This is a genomic window from Bacillus sp. FSL R5-0712 (assembly GCF_038593285.1).
GTDB lineage: Bacteria > Bacillota > Bacilli > Bacillales > Bacillaceae > Bacillus > Bacillus safensis.
This window is the reverse complement of sequence record NZ_CP151981.1, coordinates 1,658,894-1,679,822: the sequence shown is the minus strand read 5'-3', so window position 1 is coordinate 1,679,822 and position 20,929 is coordinate 1,658,894. Positions and strand designations below refer to the sequence as shown.

General features: G+C 40.7%; 16 protein-coding genes. All 16 read right to left on the bottom strand.

What is annotated here, in order from left to right:
* Window positions 1-10 precede the first annotated feature (10 nt).
* Window positions 11-592 (bottom strand): CDP-diacylglycerol--glycerol-3-phosphate 3-phosphatidyltransferase, encoded by a 582-nt coding sequence (pgsA, locus tag NSU11_RS08350; protein WP_008358030.1) that lies wholly within the window; start codon window positions 590-592, stop codon window positions 11-13.
* Between the two features lie 74 nt (window positions 593-666).
* Window positions 667-1,566: a helix-turn-helix domain-containing protein gene (locus NSU11_RS08345; RefSeq protein WP_263905193.1), complete on the bottom strand. Its 900-nt coding sequence runs from the start codon at window positions 1,564-1,566 to the stop codon at window positions 667-669.
* 23 nt (window positions 1,567-1,589) lie between these two features.
* Complete coding sequence (locus NSU11_RS08340) at window positions 1,590-2,381, bottom strand: DUF3388 domain-containing protein (RefSeq protein ID WP_003211480.1); 792 nt, start codon at window positions 2,379-2,381, stop codon at window positions 1,590-1,592.
* Between the two features lie 131 nt (window positions 2,382-2,512).
* Entirely contained in the window at window positions 2,513-2,770 is a 258-nt protein-coding gene (locus NSU11_RS08335) for a DUF3243 domain-containing protein (protein ID WP_024424114.1), read from the bottom strand.
* 74 nt (window positions 2,771-2,844) lie between these two features.
* On the bottom strand, window positions 2,845-3,573 hold the full coding sequence (locus tag NSU11_RS08330) for an SDR family oxidoreductase (RefSeq protein ID WP_024424115.1): 729 nt from the start codon (window positions 3,571-3,573) through the stop codon (window positions 2,845-2,847).
* A 31-nt stretch (window positions 3,574-3,604) separates the two neighbouring features.
* Window positions 3,605-6,724: an MMPL family transporter gene (locus tag NSU11_RS08325; protein ID WP_024424116.1), complete on the bottom strand. Its 3,120-nt coding sequence runs from the start codon at window positions 6,722-6,724 to the stop codon at window positions 3,605-3,607.
* Window positions 6,702-7,178 (bottom strand): MarR family transcriptional regulator, encoded by a 477-nt coding sequence (locus tag NSU11_RS08320; RefSeq protein ID WP_254966942.1) that lies wholly within the window; start codon window positions 7,176-7,178, stop codon window positions 6,702-6,704. Before NSU11_RS08320 ends, NSU11_RS08325 begins: the two co-directional genes overlap by 23 nt.
* Before the next feature lie 151 nt (window positions 7,179-7,329).
* Window positions 7,330-8,622, bottom strand: coding sequence for a pitrilysin family protein (locus tag NSU11_RS08315; protein ID WP_044330513.1), 1,293 nt, complete (start codon window positions 8,620-8,622; stop codon window positions 7,330-7,332).
* Complete coding sequence (locus NSU11_RS08310) at window positions 8,619-9,899, bottom strand: pitrilysin family protein (protein WP_044330515.1); 1,281 nt, start codon at window positions 9,897-9,899, stop codon at window positions 8,619-8,621. Before NSU11_RS08310 ends, NSU11_RS08315 begins: the two co-directional genes overlap by 4 nt.
* A gap of 145 nt (window positions 9,900-10,044) precedes the next feature.
* The gene (locus NSU11_RS08305) at window positions 10,045-13,161 is read right to left on the bottom strand and encodes an MMPL family transporter (RefSeq protein WP_342493876.1); all 3,117 of its coding nucleotides are present in this window, start codon (window positions 13,159-13,161) and stop codon (window positions 10,045-10,047) included.
* Window positions 13,162-13,472: 311 nt separating this feature from the next.
* Window positions 13,473-14,705: an MFS transporter gene (locus tag NSU11_RS08300; RefSeq protein ID WP_181950609.1), complete on the bottom strand. Its 1,233-nt coding sequence runs from the start codon at window positions 14,703-14,705 to the stop codon at window positions 13,473-13,475.
* A 99-nt stretch (window positions 14,706-14,804) separates the two neighbouring features.
* On the bottom strand, window positions 14,805-15,530 hold the full coding sequence (locus NSU11_RS08295; protein WP_024424122.1) for a GntR family transcriptional regulator: 726 nt from the start codon (window positions 15,528-15,530) through the stop codon (window positions 14,805-14,807).
* A gap of 164 nt (window positions 15,531-15,694) precedes the next feature.
* Window positions 15,695-18,067: a DNA translocase FtsK gene (locus NSU11_RS08290; RefSeq protein ID WP_122631378.1), complete on the bottom strand. Its 2,373-nt coding sequence runs from the start codon at window positions 18,065-18,067 to the stop codon at window positions 15,695-15,697.
* 110 nt (window positions 18,068-18,177) lie between these two features.
* Window positions 18,178-18,414, bottom strand: a complete 237-nt coding sequence (locus NSU11_RS08285) for a YlzJ-like family protein (RefSeq protein WP_008344712.1) — start codon at window positions 18,412-18,414, stop codon at window positions 18,178-18,180.
* Complete coding sequence (locus NSU11_RS08280; RefSeq protein ID WP_024424124.1) at window positions 18,411-19,139, bottom strand: ClpP family protease; 729 nt, start codon at window positions 19,137-19,139, stop codon at window positions 18,411-18,413. The genes NSU11_RS08285 and NSU11_RS08280 overlap by 4 nt, the downstream gene beginning before the upstream one ends.
* 120 nt (window positions 19,140-19,259) lie before the next feature.
* Window positions 19,260-20,927, bottom strand: a complete 1,668-nt coding sequence (gene rnjB / locus NSU11_RS08275; RefSeq protein ID WP_012010007.1) for a ribonuclease J2 — start codon at window positions 20,925-20,927, stop codon at window positions 19,260-19,262.
* Window positions 20,928-20,929: the final 2 nt, after the last annotated feature.

Below are 20,929 nucleotides of genomic sequence, written 5' to 3'. Positions count from 1 at the left end.
CACGTCCTTTTTAGTTAGAATTCTTTAAAGCTTCCCAGTTTTTTGCAAAGTAATCCCAGCCTGAGACAACAGTGAAGAACACCGCTACCCACATCGCTAGATCACCAAACGGGAATGACACAAGTTCAAACGGCAGGTTATGCAGTAAAAGTGCTGAAATCGCAATGATCTGCGCCCATGTCTTCACCTTTCCAAGCATATTCGCTGCCACTACTTCACCGCCTCCGGCTAATACAAGCCTTAGACCTGTTACAGCAAATTCACGGCTGATGATCACAATCGCCATCCATGCCGGTGTGAGGTTGTATTGAACAAGTATAATTAAAGCAGCTGAAACAAGCAATTTATCTGCAAGCGGATCTAAAAATTTACCAAAGTTCGTCACTAAATTAAGCTTACGTGCGTAGTATCCATCAATCCAGTCAGTTGTTGAAGCGACAATAAACAGGATCGCTCCAACAAGGTGCGTCACTTCGATGCTGACGTCGCCAAAGCGCGCAACACCCCAATCTAGCGGTGCAAGCATAATAATCATAAAAACAGGGATCAAGGCGATCCTAGAAAGGGTTATTTTATTCGGTAAGTTAAACATGAAATCCAATCCTCCAATAATGCAATTTTATTATGTATATAATAGTAGGAACAAAAGAAAAGTCATCTACTTGCTTAAGATGACTTTTCCTTTCCTTTATTCACAATCACAATGTTTTGTGTCATGGTGTCCTTAGGGTCTAATTCGTACTTAAGTGTCTCGTCATTTACCTTGATATCAATTCCAGACGCATTGCCTAGACGGATATCGACCTGAGAAAGATCAGACAGGTCTGTTTTAAACGATTCGCCATCTTTTAGTTCACCCATCTTCAGCACTTTTCCAGATTCGTCTCTTACACGCAGCCATGAAGCTTGCGACGCAGAAATTTTTAACTCCATTTCGTCTGCACCTGATACTTCATACGTTGTTGTCGAGCCTTCTGTATTCGTCGCCTTTAAAGATACAGTTTCATCGTCTTTTGATGAATCATCTTTTTTAGATGATTTTTCTTTATCATCTGACGAAGCTTTTTCTTTTTTCTTTTGATCTTTTGCAAGAGATGAATCCTCAGATACTTCATATTTAGATTCTGATTGCTGAGGGGCCGCCTGATTATTCTTCTGTCCGCTATCATGATTGACCGCCTGCACGATCACATAAATGATGGCGATGACCACAATGATGCCTCCAATAATTAAAATTGTCGGCAATAGTTCAAGCACTTTCGAAGCTGGCTTTGGCAGCTCTCTTTGCGGCTTAATATTCGATAATTTATCAGATACTTCATCGTTATACGTGCTTGGAACATCTTTACGAAATTCTTCGAACAATTGTTCAGGATTCAGTCCAACGGCTTCGGCATATTGTTTAATAAACGCTCTGACGTAAAATTTACCTGGAATAATATCATAGTTTCCTTGTTCGATTGCTAGCAAATAGCGCTTTTGGATCTTGGTCACCGTCTGAAGATCCTCCAGCGACATCCCTTTTTCCTCTCTGGCCTCAACGAGCCGTTTTCCCAATTCAGTCAAAACAAACACCTACCATTACCATATTAAAAATCGAAGCCGGAAAAACCAGAATGATCAAACACTTGTGGTTCTTCAGCGTGTTCATATGTAATCTCTTCGTCTGCGCTATTACGCAATTCAATGATATAGTCGAAATCATCCATTGTATATTCTGAATTTTGAATAAAGATGTCTGGATGCTCGACCACCTTCGTTGCCGGCAGTCTCATAATTTCCCTTAAAAGCTGCAAATGCTTCTCAGAACCTCTTCTTGTCGATACAATCCCATCAATAATAAAGACGTTATCTGGGCTGTATTCATCTGCGATCAGCTGACTTCGGATCGTCTGTTTCAAAAGAGTTGATGATACAAACAGCCATCTCTTGCTTGCACAAACACTCGAAGCCACAATTGATTCTGTTTTTCCGACACGCGGCATTCCGCGAATCCCAATCAATTTATGTCCTTCTTTTTTAAAGAGTTCAGCCATAAAATCAACAAGAAGACCGAGCTCGTCTCTTTCAAAACGGAACGTCTTTTTGTCATCGGCATCACGCTGTATGTATCTTCCATGACGAACAGCTAAGCGGTCACGAAGCTTCGGCTGTCTTAATTTCGTTACTTTTATCGTTTCCATTGTATTTAAAATTGATTCAAGCCGCTTAATTTGATCTGTGTGGTCACAGCGTAAAAGCATTCCGCGTCTTGATACATCAACACCATTAATTGTCACAATATTAATTGAAAGCATCCCCATTAGAGAAGAAATGTCTCCTAAAAGTCCGGGACGGTTTACCTGTATCTCATATTCAAAATACCATTCGAGCTTTGCCAAATGATATTACCCCCTTCATTGTGGCAAATTTTTACCTTCCTTTATCATAAAGCATTTTCACATTTTTAGAAAGCACAATGTTGTGAAACGGTTAAAATAAAAAGAGAGGCACAAACGACCTCTCTTTTTGTTTAGTGCGAGCTATTATTTTCAACTAGCTTGACCATCATATTTGCAATGGCACGCTGCTCATCTTCTGATGCAACGCTCCAAAGGTCAGCAAGTACTCTTTCCTGCTCGTTCTTTGCCTCAACTTCGTTAGCTAGATATCCGCCAATTTCATACGCAAGGTTATTGATAGTCTCATCTTCTAAACCTTTATCCTGCGCATGATTTAAGCGATCACCTAAAAAGTTTTTCCAATGGTCCCAGTTCTCAAGTACAGACATGTCGATTCCTCCATTCGAAAAGATGAATTACAGCCATAGCTTTTGTCATGGAGAGACGAATTATACACGTTTTTTTAACAGTACCAGCCGCCATTAACAGATAAAATTTGACCTGTGATATAACTTGACTGTTTTGACGCGAGAAACCAAATGACATCTGCAACCTCCTCAGGCGATGCAAGCCGGCCAAGCGGAATTTCTTCTTCCAGCATAGCGATGTCTTCCTGCGTAAAACGATTCATCATGTCTGTTTTGACAGCACCTGGCGAGACAGCATTTGCTCTAATTCCACTTGGAGCAAGCTCTTTTGCTAATCCTTTGATAAACGCATTTTGCGCACCTTTGACCATGCTGTACAGCACTTCACACGATGCTCCCGTTTCTCCCCATATCGAGCTGACCGCAATGATATGGCCTGCTTTCTTTCGAATCATGGCGGGTAAAAGGGATTGGGTAAGCTCATATGGGCTTGTGACATGAAGCTGCACCATACTGGCTAATACGTCTTTTTCTGTGTCTGTCACCAAGCCGACATGGCTTCTGCCGCTATTTAAAACAAGAATATCTGGACAGAGCGGCAGACGGCTGACAAGCTCTTCTGCTCCGCCCATTTTAGATAAATCGGCTTGAACGACGTGCGTTTGAATGGAATATGCCTCATCCAAATGAGCAGCGAGGCGCACAGCTGCCTGTTCATTTTTATGATAATGGAGCATCACATGGCAGCCTTCTTGGGCAAGCTTTTTCGCTGCTGCCTGCCCAATCCCGCCACTGGCACCTGTTATCAGCGCCCAACGACTCATCACATTGATTCCTTCTTTCTATATAGAATACCTATTCTTTTCGTTTAAATGGGAACCAGTTGGCTGATCCGAACAATTTCACCATTACAGGTACGAACAATGGTAGCACAACGAGTGCGTACAGTAAAAGTCCTGTAAGGACAAGTGTTGCAATCTGCAGGAGAGACAGCACACCTGATGGAAGCATGGCGGCAAATGTTCCTGCCAAAATAACAGCAGCAGACATAATGACAGACCCCATATTTTTCATTGATTCAGTCATGGCAAACTGGATGTCTTTTGTTTTGTATTCATTGAACCGCTCCATTAAGAAAATCGAATAATCGACTCCGAGCGCCATTAATATGACAAATCCAAAGAATGGTACAGCCCAGTTAATGCCAGGATATCCGAAGAAATGGGTGAAAATAAATTCTGTTACACCGATTGCTGTAAAGTAAGTCAATATGAGTGAACCTACCAAGTAAAGCGGCATGACAAGCGAACGGAACAAAATAACCAAAATAAGGAAAATACCAATCATCATATAAAGCACTGTCTTATTGAAATCTTGGTCTGACAGTTGTTTCAGATCAGCATTCATACTTGATACACCTGAGACGCCAAATGACGCATCTTTTAGGTTTGTTTCAGGAAGTGCCCGCTCGACAGAAGCTTCCACTTGTTTAATCGTCGACAAGGCGTCATTTCCATATGGATTTTTCTCTAAAATGACATCAATCTTTGTCATCTTGCGATCATCTGACATGTATGAATCAAATACTTGCTTAAATGCTTTATTTTTCAAGACGTCTTTTGGAATAAACCAGCCGGCCATGTCTTGATCTGGTGCATTTTTCAGTTCGTCTAAGTAGTCACCTGCACCCATTAAGCCGCTCGAAATTTTCTCCAGTCCATTTACACTTTTGTTCAGGCCGTCTGTCAGCTTGGTTAGATCATCTCCAAAGCCGCCAATCTTTTCTTTCATTTGCTTTTGGCCATTAATGATGTCCCCCGCTCCATTTGCAAGCTTTGGCATATTATCGGCTAATTGTCCTTGACCTTTAGACGTTTGATCCAGTCCATTTTCAACTGCATCTAAGCCAGCAATGAGTTCATCGATTTGATTCGTCAAGACTTTTTGCTGCTCAGAAGCTTTTGCGATAAAGGCATCAGCTGCTTCAAGCTGCTTTCTAGCTTCTTTCGCTTGTTTGGCATAGCTGTCTGCCTGTTTCGCCCCTTCTTGCAAGGTCGCAGAAAGTTCATTGTACGAAGCTTTAATCGCTTGATACGATTGATTTTCTTTTACCTGCGGGATTTGCTTTTCAAGGGTACTAAATTGTGTATTTGCTTGTTTGATTAACGCTTTTACATCTGCTGCGGCAGAGGATGACGTATCCACTTGCGCTAATGCTGCCTTTAATTCTTTGGAAATGCTTTTATACAGTGAAACTTGCTGATTCACTTGTGCGACTTGAGCCATTAATTCCTTTTTTGCACCTTTGATTTCATCTTTAATGGCTGCTACACCTTTTTTATTTTGGTCGATGCCGTTTTGCAATTTTCTTAAGGATTTTTCAACATTTTGAATCCCTGTTTGCACAGATTCTGTACCAGAAATCAATTTGTTAATGCCTTTTCCTGATGATTTGATTTGCGGTGTTTGATCCTCAATGGATTGACTCATTGTCGTCAGTGCATCTTGGATGTTTTTCAAGCCTTCATTGCTTTTATCAAGTCCTGTGTTCAGTTCTTTGGCTTGTGATTTCACGTACAGATCACTCAGCCCTTTACCGACCGGACGGGTGGCACTTCTCACTTTACTGACCCCATCTGTTTGTTCAATTGCACGGCTGAGTTTTTCGATGGCAATCAGCCCTTCATTGTTGTCTAAAAGGTCAGATGATTTCACGACCACTGTTGCCGGAAGTGCTTCACCCGGTCCAAACTTATCAGAAATGGTATTGAATGCGTTAACCGATTCGTATTTATTACCAATTTCATCTAAGCTGTTATAAGAAAGAGTTCCTTTATACATGAGAATTGGCGGAAGCGTAATGATTCCTACAATTAATAAGCTGAAAAGCGGTTTCTTAAATGAAAAACGGCCTGCTGTTTCCCACATTTTTGACTGCGGATGGGCAATATCGCCTTTAATCGGCCAAAATAACACCTTTCCTAAAACTGCCATAAAGAACGGCACAATCGTGAGAAGAGCCACAATGAGCACTGCAACCCCGACTGCTACTGCAACAGCTGATTTATAAAGCTGGAATTGTGCGAGACCAATACATGTAAAGCCGATCAGCACTGCAATTCCGCTGAATAAGACGGTCTTTCCTGCTGTTTTATACGTAATCAGAATCGCTTCAATTTTATCTTTACCGTGTGCGATCTCTTCCTTAAAGCGGCTGAGAAGCAGTATGCAGTAGTCCGTTCCAATTCCAAACATGATCGCGACCATAAAGATCTGAGTAAAGGTCGAGAGCGGAAAGTCTACATATTTCACTAAATAAGCCACGATCGATTGACTCACCAAGTAAGACAGTGCCACTGCGACTAAGGGAACGAAAGGCGCCACAGCTGACCTAAAAACAAGAATAAGGACAACGAGAATAAACCCAATCGTAATGAATTCTGTTTTCTTCAGGCCTTCCTGCGAACTTGTGATAACATCATCATCAATTAACGGCTGCCCTGTCATTTCAAATTTCAGGTTTAAGCTTTTCAGCTTTTCATTGACTCTTTCTTTAAAATCGGACGCTTTGATTTTGTTTGAGTCATATGTAACTGGAACAAGGAGTGTCGTTTGATCTTTAGAGAGCATTTGTTTTTTGATATCTTTATTGGCTTCAAAGTAAGAAGTGATGTCCTCTATGTGGAGATCTTGATCTTTTTCTAAAATATCCATTGCCTTTTTTAAAGATGTTTCTCTTTCTTTCACAATGTTCTTTTCTTGAAAGACAATGACGATTGATTTTTCTGTATCGCCGTTTTCAGACATTTTCTTTAATAACTGATTGGCATATGAGGACGGATAGCCGTCTGGTACAGAAATTTGCCCCTTTTCTTTTGTTAATTGCGCCATATTAGGAGCGGTGATGAGTAACACTGCCGCTAATACGATCCACAGAATCGTGATCAGCCATCTACCCTTTATGATTGCTCTCATTAGTACTTTGTGCCTCCTCTTCGATGATCACTTGATAGATCTTTTCATATGTTTGAATAAATGATTCCATTTCTTTTTCTTCAAGCTTTTCAAAATAAGATCGAACCAGGTCTTGAAGCTGCTTTTCCATTCGGCTGACCACATCTTTGCCCTCTGGCGTGACGTACAGGTGAACATTTCTTCTGTCAGCTTGATCATGTTCACGAAAAATATAGTTTTTCGTAAAAAGACGATTAGTCATGGATGTTACAGCACTTTTGTTTACATTACATACATTAGCAAGGTCCGTAGATGTACATCCTGGATGTAAATTGATGTATCGAAGCGAGTAATATTGATCAAGCGTCAGCTCTTTATCAAGCTTTTCGGTGATCATACTCGAGACTTTTTTCTCCATCCAGAGATAGACATCTGCATACCTCTGGATAAGCTGGGCAATTTTATTTTGTTCCATACGCTGCTCCTTTTTAGTTTAAGTGTTTAACTATTAAAGAGTTTAACTAATGTCCAAAACAATTGTCAATGAATATCCTCACAAATAAAACGGCTTTTTCAATGAACATAAAAAAGACAAACTCTGCCGATATGAGTTTGTCTTTTTACATTTATTTTGTTTTTGGGACGACTTTGAAAACAGACATCCGTTCTTCATCAATTTCTTCATCTAAAATTTGCTGAATATCAGTCAATTGAATTTGTTCCAGCATTGTGACGACATCAAATAAGCTCATGTCTAAGAATGCATATCGAGTAAATTGGTTCGCAATATATTCTGGAGAATTCATGGCTTTTAAAAAGCTGCCGATTTTTTTCTTGCGTGCAAGTTCAATTTTCTCTTCTGTCATGAGGCTTTTTGCTTGAAGAAGGGTTTCTTTTAATACCTTTGCGAGTTGATCAGGATCATTTGTATCCCCGCCAACTGAAGTAAAGCCAAAGCCGCCCTCTTCTGTATAATCGTAGCTGAATGTTTCATCAATTAAGCCTTTTTCATACATCTGTTCATATTGTAAGGAGCTTTTGCCAAACAGCGTCTCTAAAATGAGGTTCATCCCAAGCTCATGCTTTAGCAGCTGATTTCCTTTTTTATGCGGATTCTTTGTTTTCAAACCGAACATACATTTAGAGCCTTGTACGTTCATTGGAAGTTCGTATTCTTTCCGGTACACACCTTCTGGCTCATTGATGTCTTTTCGTTTGATCTCCGGCTGATCTGTAAATGGCTTTTTCGCCTGATTCGCTCTGACTTGATCTAAAATTTGCTTCGGATCAACAGGCCCGACGACGAATAGAAGCATATTGCTCGGGTGATAGAACGTTTCATAACATTCATACAAATGATCTTTTGTAATAGGGGCAATGCTCTCTACTGTTCCAGCAATATCTATTCTCACAGGATGCTCTTGATATAAATTTTCAATCAGACCAAAGAATAAACGCCAGTCCGGATTGTCATCATACATGTTAATTTCTTGACCAATGATGCCCTTTTCTTTTTCGACTGTTTTTTCAGTAAAATAAGGCTCTTGAACAAAATCAATGAGTGTCTCAAGGTTTTGTTCGACATTTGAGGTGCTTGAGAATAAATAAGCCGTTCTCGTAAACGTTGTAAAGGCGTTTGCGGATGCTCCCTGTTTACTAAAAGTATGAAACACGTCTCCATCTTCTTTTTCAAACAGCTTATGCTCTAAGAAATGGGCAATTCCGTCAGGCACTCGAATCATGTCTTCTTTGCCAAGCGGCACAAATTCGTTATCGACAGAGCCATATTTTGTTGTAAAGGTCGCATAGGTTTTGTTAAACCCTTGCTTTGGCAGCACATAGACGTCAAGTCCGCTTTCCATTTTTTCGTGATAGACCGTTTCTTGCAGCTGATCGAAATGAATTGTTTTCACTGTCATGAAGCACCCTCCGTTCCTTTAAGAAAATAGGTCGTATCCCATTCAATTTTCTGACCCACATTGATGATGTCCTCTTTTGTCACACGGTCTAATGCTTCTAAAAAGGAATCAAGGGTTTCCCCAGTTGGTACAACGGCATGCTGATACAAATATTCTGCTGTCCCATAAGACGTATCGATCGTTTCGAGCAGCTGATTTTTGACGACTGCTTTTGTTTGATCAATCGCTTCATCTGAAAAATCACCTTTTTGCATCGCTTCAAATTGTTCTTTGATGATGTCCACTGCCTGCTGGTAGTTGCCGACTTCAATCCCTGACATGACCATCATCAAGCCTTTAAAGCTTTCAAGTCTAGACACAGCGTAGTAAGCTAGACTTGCCTTTTCACGAACATTAATGAATAGCTTAGAATGCGAGAAACCGCCGAATATGCCATTAAACAAATGCAGCGCCGGATAATCTTTATCTGCAATCGTTGTATGTGTACGAAAGCCAATATTCAGCTTGCCTTGTTTCACGTCCTCTTCATCAATGACTTCTTTTGGTTCATTTTGAGGTCTTGCTGATTCAGCCTGCTGTTTGACTGGTTCTCTTTCACTTGTTTTAAAGTATTGGGAGACCATGCGGCTGATGTCTTGTTCGTCAACATCTCCGACAACATAAAGATCAAGCTGGTTTGAATGAAGCGCATGCTCATAAGCTTCAAAGAGCGAGTGAGGTGTGATTGCTTCGATGTCTTCCATTTCACCATTGACGTGCAACGCATATGGTTCACCTTTACACATTTCCTGCACGAGTCTTAAGTTCGAATAACGCATTTTGTCATCATAAACTGCCTGAATTCGCTGTTTTAATGTGCGTTTTTCTTGATCTACATATAATTGACTAAACACTCCTTCTTCAACATAAGGGCGGAATAATAGGTCAGATAGTAAGGCAATCCCTTTTTCTAGTAAAGGGGTTTGATCCTTTAAATATTTTTCATTCGCCATTTCTAGGCGAAAGGTAATGATGTGATTCTCACCTTTTTTCGCCATGTCTGCCGAAACGGTTGCTCCATAGAGCTCATCAAAATAGGCACGCAGTGCGCCTGTTTTCGGCATCTTTTCTGTTCCTCTTAACAGCACATGCGGGAAAAGAGAACGCATGGTGACGTCATCTTTGGATAGCGGTGCAAGCATTTTAAAAAGGATTGTCACGGTTTTAAATTTTTCTGTTTTGACAATATGAGTATGAAGACCCGGTGTGTCCAGTGTCTTCTCTTGTAAGTACGTCATGAGAAACCTCCTTTGTTCATCCTATTTATTATGTATTAGAACATAGCTGATATATACGTGAAACAGCCATTTAATAGACATTATATCAATCAGAGGAAAGGATAGGAAATAAAAACGCCTCTGCTCATAGCAGAGACGCCAGTCGTTATTTCATTCTAAACGGCCACCAATTCCATTTACCAAAAATACGAACCATGACCGGAATAAAGAGGGGCAATACAACAAAAGCATATAATAAAAGTCCAATGAGTACGACTGTTGCAATTTCAACAAGCGATAATACTCCTGATGGCAGCATAGCAGCGAACGTACCTGCTAAAATGGCCACTGCAGAAATAATAACAGAACCCATATTTCTCATCGCTGATATCATCGATGCTTGTACATGCTCTCCCTTCCATTCATTAAAACGATCCATGAGGAAGATGGAATAATCGATCCCGAGCGTCACAAGAATGACAAAGCTGAAAAATGGGACAGCCCAGCTGACACCATCGTAGCCAAAAAATGTTTTAAAGATCCATTCTGTTAACCCGATTGATGTAAAGTACGTTAAAATCAGTGAAAGTGTTAAGTATATCGGCATGACGATTGACCGTAATAAAATAATTAAAATAATAAAAATACCAATTAACATGAAGATAACAGTTCGAATAAAGTCACCGTCAGACGTTTCTTTTAAGTCCACATTTAAGCTTGAGATACCAGATACACCGTATTTGGCATTTTTGAGTCCACTTACAGGTAAATATTGATCAAGGGTTTCCTCAATTTTCGCGACACCTTTCATCGCTTCATTGCTGTATGGATTCACATTTAAGATGACTTCAAAAGTCGTTAATTTACGATCTGGAGACATATACGTATGAAAGATTTGCTTAAATTCTTGGCGTTTCAGCACTTCTTCTGGAATAAACCAGCCCGTTATTTCTTCATCTGGCGCTTGCTGAAGCTGCTTTAAGTAGCCGTCAGCCTCGGTGAAGCCGCTTTTGACCTGCTCAAGCCCTTCAATACTTTCACCTAATCCATCTGTTAACAATGTAAGTTTTGATGAAAGCTGGCTAAATCCTTTTTTGATGGCTTTTTGGCCGTCTGTCAGCTGATCTGCACCATCTTCGATTTTAGGCATTTCTTTAATCAATTGTTTTTGGCCCTCATTTGTTTGGTCAAGGCCGTCATAAATTTGATCAAGCCCATCCATGAGCGCTTGCACTTGGCGTCTTACTTCTTTTTGCTTGCTTGATAAGGTTTGAATCACTTGATCTGCCTGCTTGATCTTTTGCTTAAAGTGAGCGGCTTCCTCTTCATATACACTCATTTGATCCCCTGCTTGATCAAGCATTCCTTTTGTTTCTTTGAATACCTTCTTGATTTCTTTATATTCATCCATGTCTTTTACTTCTGGAAGACGATTTTCTAGTGCTTCAAATGAAAGATTTTCATAGGATGCCCTTACTTTCTTAATGGTTGTCATCAGCTGCTGATTCGATTTCGCATGGCGTTCAAGTGTATTCACCACTCGCTCTAGCTCTTGAAGCATCGTTTCGCTGCTGCGATATTCTTGCTCTAATTCTTTTTTCGCTTTTTTGATTTTACTTCGAATGGTGCCGACGCCTTCCTTACTGCGTCTCACTCCATCTTCTAAAGAGATTAAGGATTCCCTAACTTCTCCGATACCGCTTTTGATTGCTTTTGTTCCATCAATCAGCTGGTCAATGCCTTGAGCGGATTCTTCAATTTTTGGTTTTTGTTTGAGAAGAGCGAGATTTGTTTCGGTCAAGCCATCTGAAATTTTCCCGATTCCTTCATGGCCTTTGCCGAGTTCTCCTCCAAGCTCTTTCGCTTGAGAGGTGACATAAAGCTGGCTCAGCCCGTCCCCAACAGGCCGCGTGACACTGCGGACTGTTTTGACTTCGTCAATGTCATTTAATTTACGAGTCAGCTTTTCAATCATGACAATCTTTTCCTGATTATCCAGCTTATGATCATTTTCGACAAGCACATTCAGCGGCAGCGCTTCACCAAAGCCAAATTGCTCTGATATCGTATTAAATGCTGACACCGACTCATACTTATTCCCAATTTCATTTAAACTGTTATAAGATAGGGTGCCGTCGTACATCAGAATAGGAGGCACCGTAATAAGAGCGACTAACCCTAAGCTGATCAGCGGCCTTTTAAATGAAAAACGCCCAGCCCATTCCCACATTTTACTTTGCGGATGCCGAATGTTTTCTCTTTTAGATGGCCAGAATAGAGATTTTCCGAAAACAGACATAAAAAAGGGAACGATGGTGACAAGGGCAATCAGCAGAATGCCTACTCCAACGGCAACACTAACGGCTGATTGATACAATTGGAATTTAGCAAATCCAATACTTGAGAAGCCGACTAACACGGCTAAGCCGCTGAAAAATACCGTTTTCCCTGCACATTGATATGTGACGATAATCGACTCTTTGACATCACGGCCTTGCCCGATCTCCTCTTTAAAACGGCTTAACAGCAGGATGCAATAATCCGTTCCGATACCGAACATAATGGCTACCATAAAAATCTGAGTAAAATTAGATAGAGGAAATTGTGTATATTCTACGAGAAAAGCCACAATACACCGGCTGACAGCGTAAGAAATGCCTATCGTAATGAGCGGAACAACAGGTGCCAATATCGATCTGAAAACAATGATTAAAATAAAGAAAATAAAAATCATCGTGATAAGTTCAGTTTTCTTCAGACCTTGTTGAGAGCTTTGAATGACATCTGAATCCACAAACTTTTGACCCGTTATTTCATATGAGACATGATAGGGCTTTAAAACTTCCTCAATTTGTTCTTTAATCTTCACAGCTTTTGTTTCGTAGTGGTCGAATTTGAATGGAACAAGAAGTGTACTTTTATCCTTTGATAAAAGTTGTTTTTGAATGTCCGGATCTACATGAAAATACGAAGTAATTCCGTCAATGTGGAGTTCTGGGGCATTTGACATGAGTGCAGCTAAAGCCTTTTTTAATTCCTGCTCTTTCGCAGGGAACAGATGTTGTTCGGAGAATACAAGCACACCTGTATCTTTCTTCCCGTTCTTATCTGACAGCTTATCCAATAGGTGAAGTGCCTCAGCTGTTGGTGTCCCCTCCGGAACCTTTAATTGCCCTTTTTCTCTTGTTAATTCCTCTAAATCGGGCGCAGTAATAAACAGAATCACAGCTGTTATCATCCACACCACTAATACAATCCATCTTGCTTTAATTATTTGCAACATAGCTGCTTCAAGCTCCTTCTACTTCTTCAATCAATTTGCTGTATTTGAGCGTGTCTGAAGTGCTGACTGCGTCTCCTTCAAATGGCAGGATGACCTATTCAATTGTCCTTTCGTGTTGAAGAAGCATATCTCCATCATCAGCACGCGAGCTCAATTTCTGCCTAAAGAAAGACAGAAAATGAATGTTTTTGAACACCTCCAATTTGGGATAATTTAAAAGATATTACTATACATTAGTTTAACTATCAAAATTTTACATGTCAATTTATAAAAAAGAAAAAAGATGGCAAAATACCATCTTTTTTCTATATTTAAACCGTTTTCAATTGTTCACTCTCATCCTCTTCATCTGGCTGGATGAAAAAGAGGACCAAAAATAGTGAAATGAGACTGCAAATGGTCGAGAGAATAAAAACAATGGAGTCCCCTTTATCCATTAGATAGGCAAAAATCGGAGGTCCTAAAGCAACACCGATAAAACGCATACTGCTATAAAATGACGTAATGGTACCGCACTGCTCTTTTTCAATTCCTTCTGTAATCAGCGCATCAAGTGCAGGCAGCACAATACCGATGCCCACTCCGCCAATGCTTAAACAGATAAACAATACGAAAAAGCTGTGATTCCACCATAAAAAAATATAAGAAAGTGATAACAAAGCCATCCCTACGATTATAAAGATTCTCATTTTTCCTTTTTCTTTTCCAATCGTTTTTCCAGCAATGTAGGAACTGATTGATAGAAAAAGGAGCGGAATACTCAGCAGGAGCCCTTTTTTAACGCCTTTTATTTGATAAGCTGCCTCGAGGTTATCGGATAAGTAAAAAAGCACACCAAAAAGAAGAAACATAATAAAACCGCCAATAGCAAAAATGGCATAAAGCCAGCGTCCCTCATGCTTAAAAATGGTCTTTGTTGATTTTAAAAATTCTTTAAATGTAGGCGGGTCCTCCTCTTTTTTCGCCGACTCTACCATGAACAGTACCATGAGAAAGCTGATGATCGAAAAGAACGGAATGAACCAAAACGGCACAAACCAAAACCATGAAGCAAGAAGTGCCCCAATAATAGGACTTAGTACCTTACCTGCTGTATTAGAGGTTTCAATGGCGCCAAGTCCGGCACTGACCTCTTCATCATCATGAAACAAATCTCCAATAAACGGCATAACGACAGGTGCGGCTCCAGCTGAACCAATCCCTTGAAGGACCCTGCCAAATAGAATCCACATATAAGGTTCTTTCATGATCGTTGAGGCGACTGCTGCCACAGCTCCTCCAAGTCCAGCGATTAAAAGACACGGCAGCAGTACCTTTTTCCGCCCAATCCGGTCTGATAAGTAACCGGCGATTGGAATACATAAGATGGCTACAACCGAATATACCGTAATAATGAGAGAGACTTGAAAGGAAGTAATCGAGAGTTTCTTTTCTATCTCTGGCAATACTGGTATTAACATCGAGTTCCCTAGTGTCATGATTAGAGGCACTGATGATAATGCAATGATATTCTTTTTACTGACTGTTTTCTCGCCCAACATCATTCACCCAATTCTATATACTGTTACGTATTAGTGTGGCAAGTTTGACGAGTATTATGTATGGGCGAACAAAAAGCAGCCGCCTATGGAAGCGACTGCTTATTAAAATCGTTTGCGTATGACATGAAAGCTGAATTTATCCGCTCGAAAATAATTGAGGGAGTATAAGACCGGCTGATCATCCTGATCATAGTGCATTTGTTTCAGTAATAATAACGCCGTTTCAGGGTCACAATCTAGAATCGGTGAGACCTGATCGTGGTAGCCAATTGGTTCAATATCAGCAACTGCATATTTAATCCCGCTGTGCGGTTCTCTTCCAAACAGCTCAAAAAGAGACTCTTCTTCATGTGTAAAAGAAGCGGGAAGATGTTTGACCGGAATTTTATCTAAACAATAAACAACTGGCTGCCCATCTGCCGTTCGAACGCGTTCCATTGAAAAAATCCCATCAGATTTATCACACTGAAAACGAATGACATCATTCTCTGTTGGCTCCCCTTCTTGCGAGGATAAAAAGATGGTGCCAGGCGTCATATTGACCTGCTCAATCATTTTCGTAACACTTGTCAGCTGTTCTATGCCTGTCGAAAAAAGCGGTCTTGAATTGACGAAAGTCCCTACCCCATGCCTTCTAATTAAATACTTCTCTTCTTCTAATATACGAAGGGCCTCACGCAGTGTCGCTCTGCTCACACCTAAAAGTTTTGAGAGCTCAAACTCAGAAGGCAGTTTTTCTTTTTCAGCATATACACCTGTTTGAATATCTTCTTTAATACGGTCAATCACTTTCAAATATAAATGGCGATTGTCTGTTTTGGTCGACATGTTTTCCCTCCGTCTAATCAATGCAAATGATAAGATGAGAAATCTCTATTCCGAGATAAGTTGAACATAACTATATCATGTTTTTGCAAATAAATAAATAGTCTGACATCCAGTTAACATAATCATACTATTGTTCACTGTTTTTCAGGAAAGCTCTCTTCAATTTATGAAGAGAGCTCGTCATATTGTTCTTTTGAGAGAAGAACTTCTCTCGGTTTACTTCCTTCATATGGGCCTACCACGCCCCGCTCTTCCATTGCGTCAATGAGACGTGCCGCCCGGGTATAACCGATGCGAAATCTTCTTTGCAGCATAGAAACAGAAGCCGTCTGCATGCCGATAATCAATTCTACTGCTTCATCATATAGATCATCTTCAACAGCCGCAAGCTGATCATGCGTTTCTTCGCTCGGAATCATTTCCTCTTGGTATTGTGCTTTTTGCTGTGTGATCACATGATCCACAACATGTTCCACTTCTTCATCTGATAAAAAGGCGCCTTGCACACGAACCGGCTTGTTTGCACCAACAGGTAAAAACAGCATGTCCCCTCTGCCCAGTAGCTTTTCTGCGCCTCCCATATCAAGGATCGTCCTTGAATCTGTTTGAGAGGATACGCTAAAGGCAATGCGGGATGGGATGTTGGCTTTAATGACACCTGTAATGACATCGACAGAAGGTCTTTGTGTGGCGATAATCAAATGAATTCCCGCAGCACGAGCCATTTGAGAAAGTCGTGTAATGGAATCTTCCACATCAGAGGAAGCGACCATCATTAAATCTGCAAGCTCGTCTACAATGACAACAATATAAGGAAGCTCTGGCTGTTTAGCATCTTCTGTTTGATTCATCCGTTTAATGTAATCATTGTATCCTTCAATATTTCTTGTCCCCGTATGCGAAAACAATTCATAGCGGCGTTCCATTTCGCTGACTACTTTTTTAAGGGCCTGCGAGGCTTTCTTAGGGTCTGTTACGACAGGAGCCAAAAGATGCGGAATGCCGTTATACACATTTAATTCAACCATTTTCGGATCAATCATCATCATTTTCACTTCATGAGGCTTCGCTCTCATGAGAATGCTTGTAATAATACCATTGATACACACACTTTTTCCGCTTCCAGTCGAACCTGCTACAAGCAAATGCGGCATTTTGTTCATTTCAGCAAGCACGGCTTCACCCGAAATATTGCGGCCGAGTCCAATGAGGAGCTTGGCATTTGGACGGTCATTTTGCTTCGATTCTAATACCTCTTTTAATGAAACCATAGCAATTTCTGCATTCGGAACTTCGATGCCGATGGCTGATTTACCAGGAATCGGCGCCTCAATACGAATGTCCTTTGCTGCAAGGGCAAGGGCTAAATCATCACTTAGATTGACGATCTTACTGACCTTCACGCCGACATCTGGATATACTTCATATTTGGTCACAGCTGGACCTAAATGAACCTGTGTGACTTTTGCTTTCACACCAAAGCTTTGGAATGTTTTTTCAAGTTTTCTGGCATTTTCATAAATATTTTTCTTATCTGTTTGCTGACCTGAATGCTGAGGCTCTGCCAAAATATCAAGTGACGGCAATTCATAATCTTTGTTTTCAAGTTCTGTAAATGTCATCGGAGGCGCCTCTTTTGGTTCATCGGCTGTATCTGATTGAACTGGTGCACTTTGCACAGAGTCCTGAAGAGGCGCTGTCTCTTTTTCCGCCTGCTTTTTTTGAACCGTCGGGGTGAGAATGTCATCTCTGTCTGCAAAGCTTGAAATAATCGGCTGGCTATTATCAGAAGACGGCGTTTCCTCTTCGATCAAGATCAGATCATCCTCGTCTTCTTCTTGAATGCGTGAACGTTTTTTCTTTTCACCTGTTTTCTGAGAGGACGCGCTCTTTTTGGCCTGCCTGATTCCTTTCATATCTTCAACAAACGCTTTCCACTGCCTCACCATAAATTGTGATACAGGAATCGTCACTTTTTTCACCATTTCCTGAAGGGATCGGTTTGTAATCAGGACAATTCCAATCAGCATCAGAACAATCGCCATGATTTGCGAGCCTGCTTGTGCAAATAAGAAATAAGAAGCAGCGAACAAGACGGCTCCGATCATGCCGCCCCCTAAATCAGGCGATCCTGTTTCACCTTTCATATCCATCAAGAAAAGCTCAAATGTATTTCTAATCACACTTTGAGAGCCAATGACGCCAGCAGATGAAAGATGCTGAAAGAGCTTCACATGTGACAAAAGCAAGATGCTCGCAATGATGCAGTAGAGACCTGCTTTTCTTCTTGTTAAAATATCTGGGATTTGTTTTTTCCAGAAAATCGTCACACCAAAAAGAAATAATCCGATAAGGCAGAGAATGAACCATTCACCTGCAAAGAATCGGAATAGATGTACAAAGGTTTGTCCAACAACGCCCAGCTGTAAAATGGCAATGATCGCTATGGCAATACAGACTAACCCATTTAATTCATATTTCAGTTTTAGCTGTTTATTTTGTTTTTTTCTCGTTTTCCGTTTTCTCTTTTTAGCCATACTCATCACCTTACTACGAAAGAAAATATAACCTACCGAAAGATCAGAAAGAAAGCAGCCTGGTTTTGGCTGCATCTTGTTGTAAGTTTTCCCTTTATTATAGCATAGAATCATTCATATGAGTCGGTTTGATTGGTGCCTAAATGTAACTTCAATCGCTTGCCTGGTGCAAGCTCTTGATTGAGAAAATCCATTGGATTGGTGCTCATGACTTGAACGATTTCTGCTTCATCTTCTTTCATTTCAACCATCACTGGCACACCTTGAATGTTTACCTGCTGGAGCTTGCGTTCTCCCTGTTCCTCAGCGTAAATGGCTTCATATGGCATAGGCGTATATAAAATCATTGGATCAGCCCCTCGTTTTGAGATGCCCTGTCTCCGATAAGTTCGTTCAACTTTTTAATCGCTTGTCCTACACCGCCCACTTCATTCATGAGTCCGTATTCTGCTGCCTCATGACCAACGACATTTGTTCCGATGTCTCTCGTCAAATTGCCTTTTGAGAACATGAGCTCTTTAAACTTCTCTTCTGTAATGTTGGAGTGGCTTGTGACAAAATTAATGACTCTTTCCTGCATTTTATCTAAGTATTCGAAGGTTTGCGGAACGCCAATCACAAGACCTGTTAAACGCACAGGATGAATGGTCATCGTAGCTGTTTCTGCAATATACGAATAGTCACACGATACAGCAATCGGGACACCTATGGAGTGGCCGCCGCCAAGCACAATCGAGACAGTTGGCTTTGATAAAGAAGCAAGCATTTCTGCAATCGCAAGTCCCGCTTCAACATCTCCCCCTACTGTATTTAAGATGATCAGAAGACCTTCTATTTTAGGGTTTTGTTCAACGGCTACGATTTGTGGAATGACATGTTCGTATTTGGTTGTTTTATTTTGCGGTGGAAGCTGCATATGGCCTTCAATTTGTCCAATAATGGTGAGGCAATGGATATTTGTATCTTGCGGCAGCTGTGGAACGGCTGTTTCACCAAGCTGCTGTATTTTGCTCATAATGCTGTCTTTTTCTTCTGGCTTTCGCTCAGGCTGCTGTTCATTCTTTTCGTCCATTTGTCTCCATCCTTTCCTCAAACTCTTCTCCTATTATGAACAAATAGGGCATATTCCATCCGCATTCCTCATCCCACATCAAAAAAGCCCAAAGAGCTTATACTCTTTGGGCTTTTCTCATCACACTTCCATAATAATTGGAATGATCATCGGCTTACGTTTTGTTTTTTCATAAAGGAATTGATTTAGCACATCGCGCATGGATTGTTTCAATGTTGACCATTCAACAATTGAGTTTTCCGTTTGCTCTTTGACAATCCCTTTGACCATTTCTGTTGCTTTCACAATCAGCTCTTCGGATTCTCTTACATAAACAAATCCTCTTGTGATGATTTCAGGTCCAGAAATTAATTGTTTCTTTTGTTTATCGAGCGTAATGACAACAATCAAGATGCCGTCTTGAGACAATAGACGTCTATCGCGTAACACGATGTTTCCAATATCACCAACGCCAAGACCATCGATCAAAATGTTTCCTTGGTGAACTTTTTCACCGATTTTGACGTTCTGTCCTCTAAACTCAACAACATCTCCTTTATCAATCAAGAAAATGTCACTGCGTTTCATGCCTACTTCTTCAGCAATACGAGAATGTGCTTTTTGCATACGATATTCGCCATTCACCGGAATTAAATACTTCGGTTTTAGTAAGTTCAGCATTAGCTTTAACTCTTCTTGGCAGCCATGTCCAGATACATGTACACGTTTTTGCGCAAAAATGACTTGTGCTCCGCTTCTTGTAAGGAAATCCACTGTTTTAGAGTATGTGAGTTCTTGTCCAGGAAGAGGTGTAGATGCAATCACAACTGTATCATCTTTTTCAATATGAAGCTGTTTGTGATTTTGCTTCGCCATTTTTGTTAAAGCAGCAAGCGGCTCTCCGTGGCTTCCAGCGGTCAGGATAACCACGTCGTTTTTCGCCATTTTCTTCACTTCTTGAACGGGTACAAATAATTCTTCGTCTGCTGTAACATAACCAAGCTTGATCGCCAGCTGAAGGGTTGTCATCATATTTTTCCCTGCAACGGCAAGCTTACGGCCATTTTGATTTGTTGCATTTATGATTTGCTGCACGCGGTTAATATTAGATGAAGACACAGCAACAATCACACGATTTTCAGCATTGTACATCGCATTTGAGATTTCGTCTTGGACGAGCGCCTCAGAAGGTGTATAGCCTGGTTTTTCAGCATTTGCACTGTCTGAAAGTAGTGCTAAAACGCCGTTGTTTCCAATTTTCGCAATCTCTCCGATGTCACAGGCTTGGTTAAGCGCTGGGGTTTGATCAAATTTAAAATCACCTGTGCATACGATTGAACCAAGAGAGGTTTTGAAGCTGATCCCAACTGAATCAGGAATGCTGTGATTCGTTCTAAAGAACGATACTTTTGTTGTTTCAAAAGTAATAACTGATTTTGCATGTACCTCACGCAAATCAGCTTTTTGATTGAAGCCATACTGCTTTAATTTTTCTCGAAGTAACGCAAGGGTCAGCTTCGTTCCGTAGACTGGTACAGACAATTTGCTCAAGCAATGGAATACGCCTCCGATTGCTTCATCATGTCCGTGGGTAAGAAAAATTGCTTTCACCCGATCAGCACGCTCTGTTAAATAAGAGATATCAGGAATGACGACGTCAATGCCCAGCATTTCATTTTCTGGATGCATTAAACCTGCATCTACTACATATATGTCCGAATCAATCTCAATGACATATAGGTTTTTTCCGATTTCTCCAACGCCTCCGAGTGCAATAATTCTTACGTTCTCTGTATTTTTCTTTTTCAAAA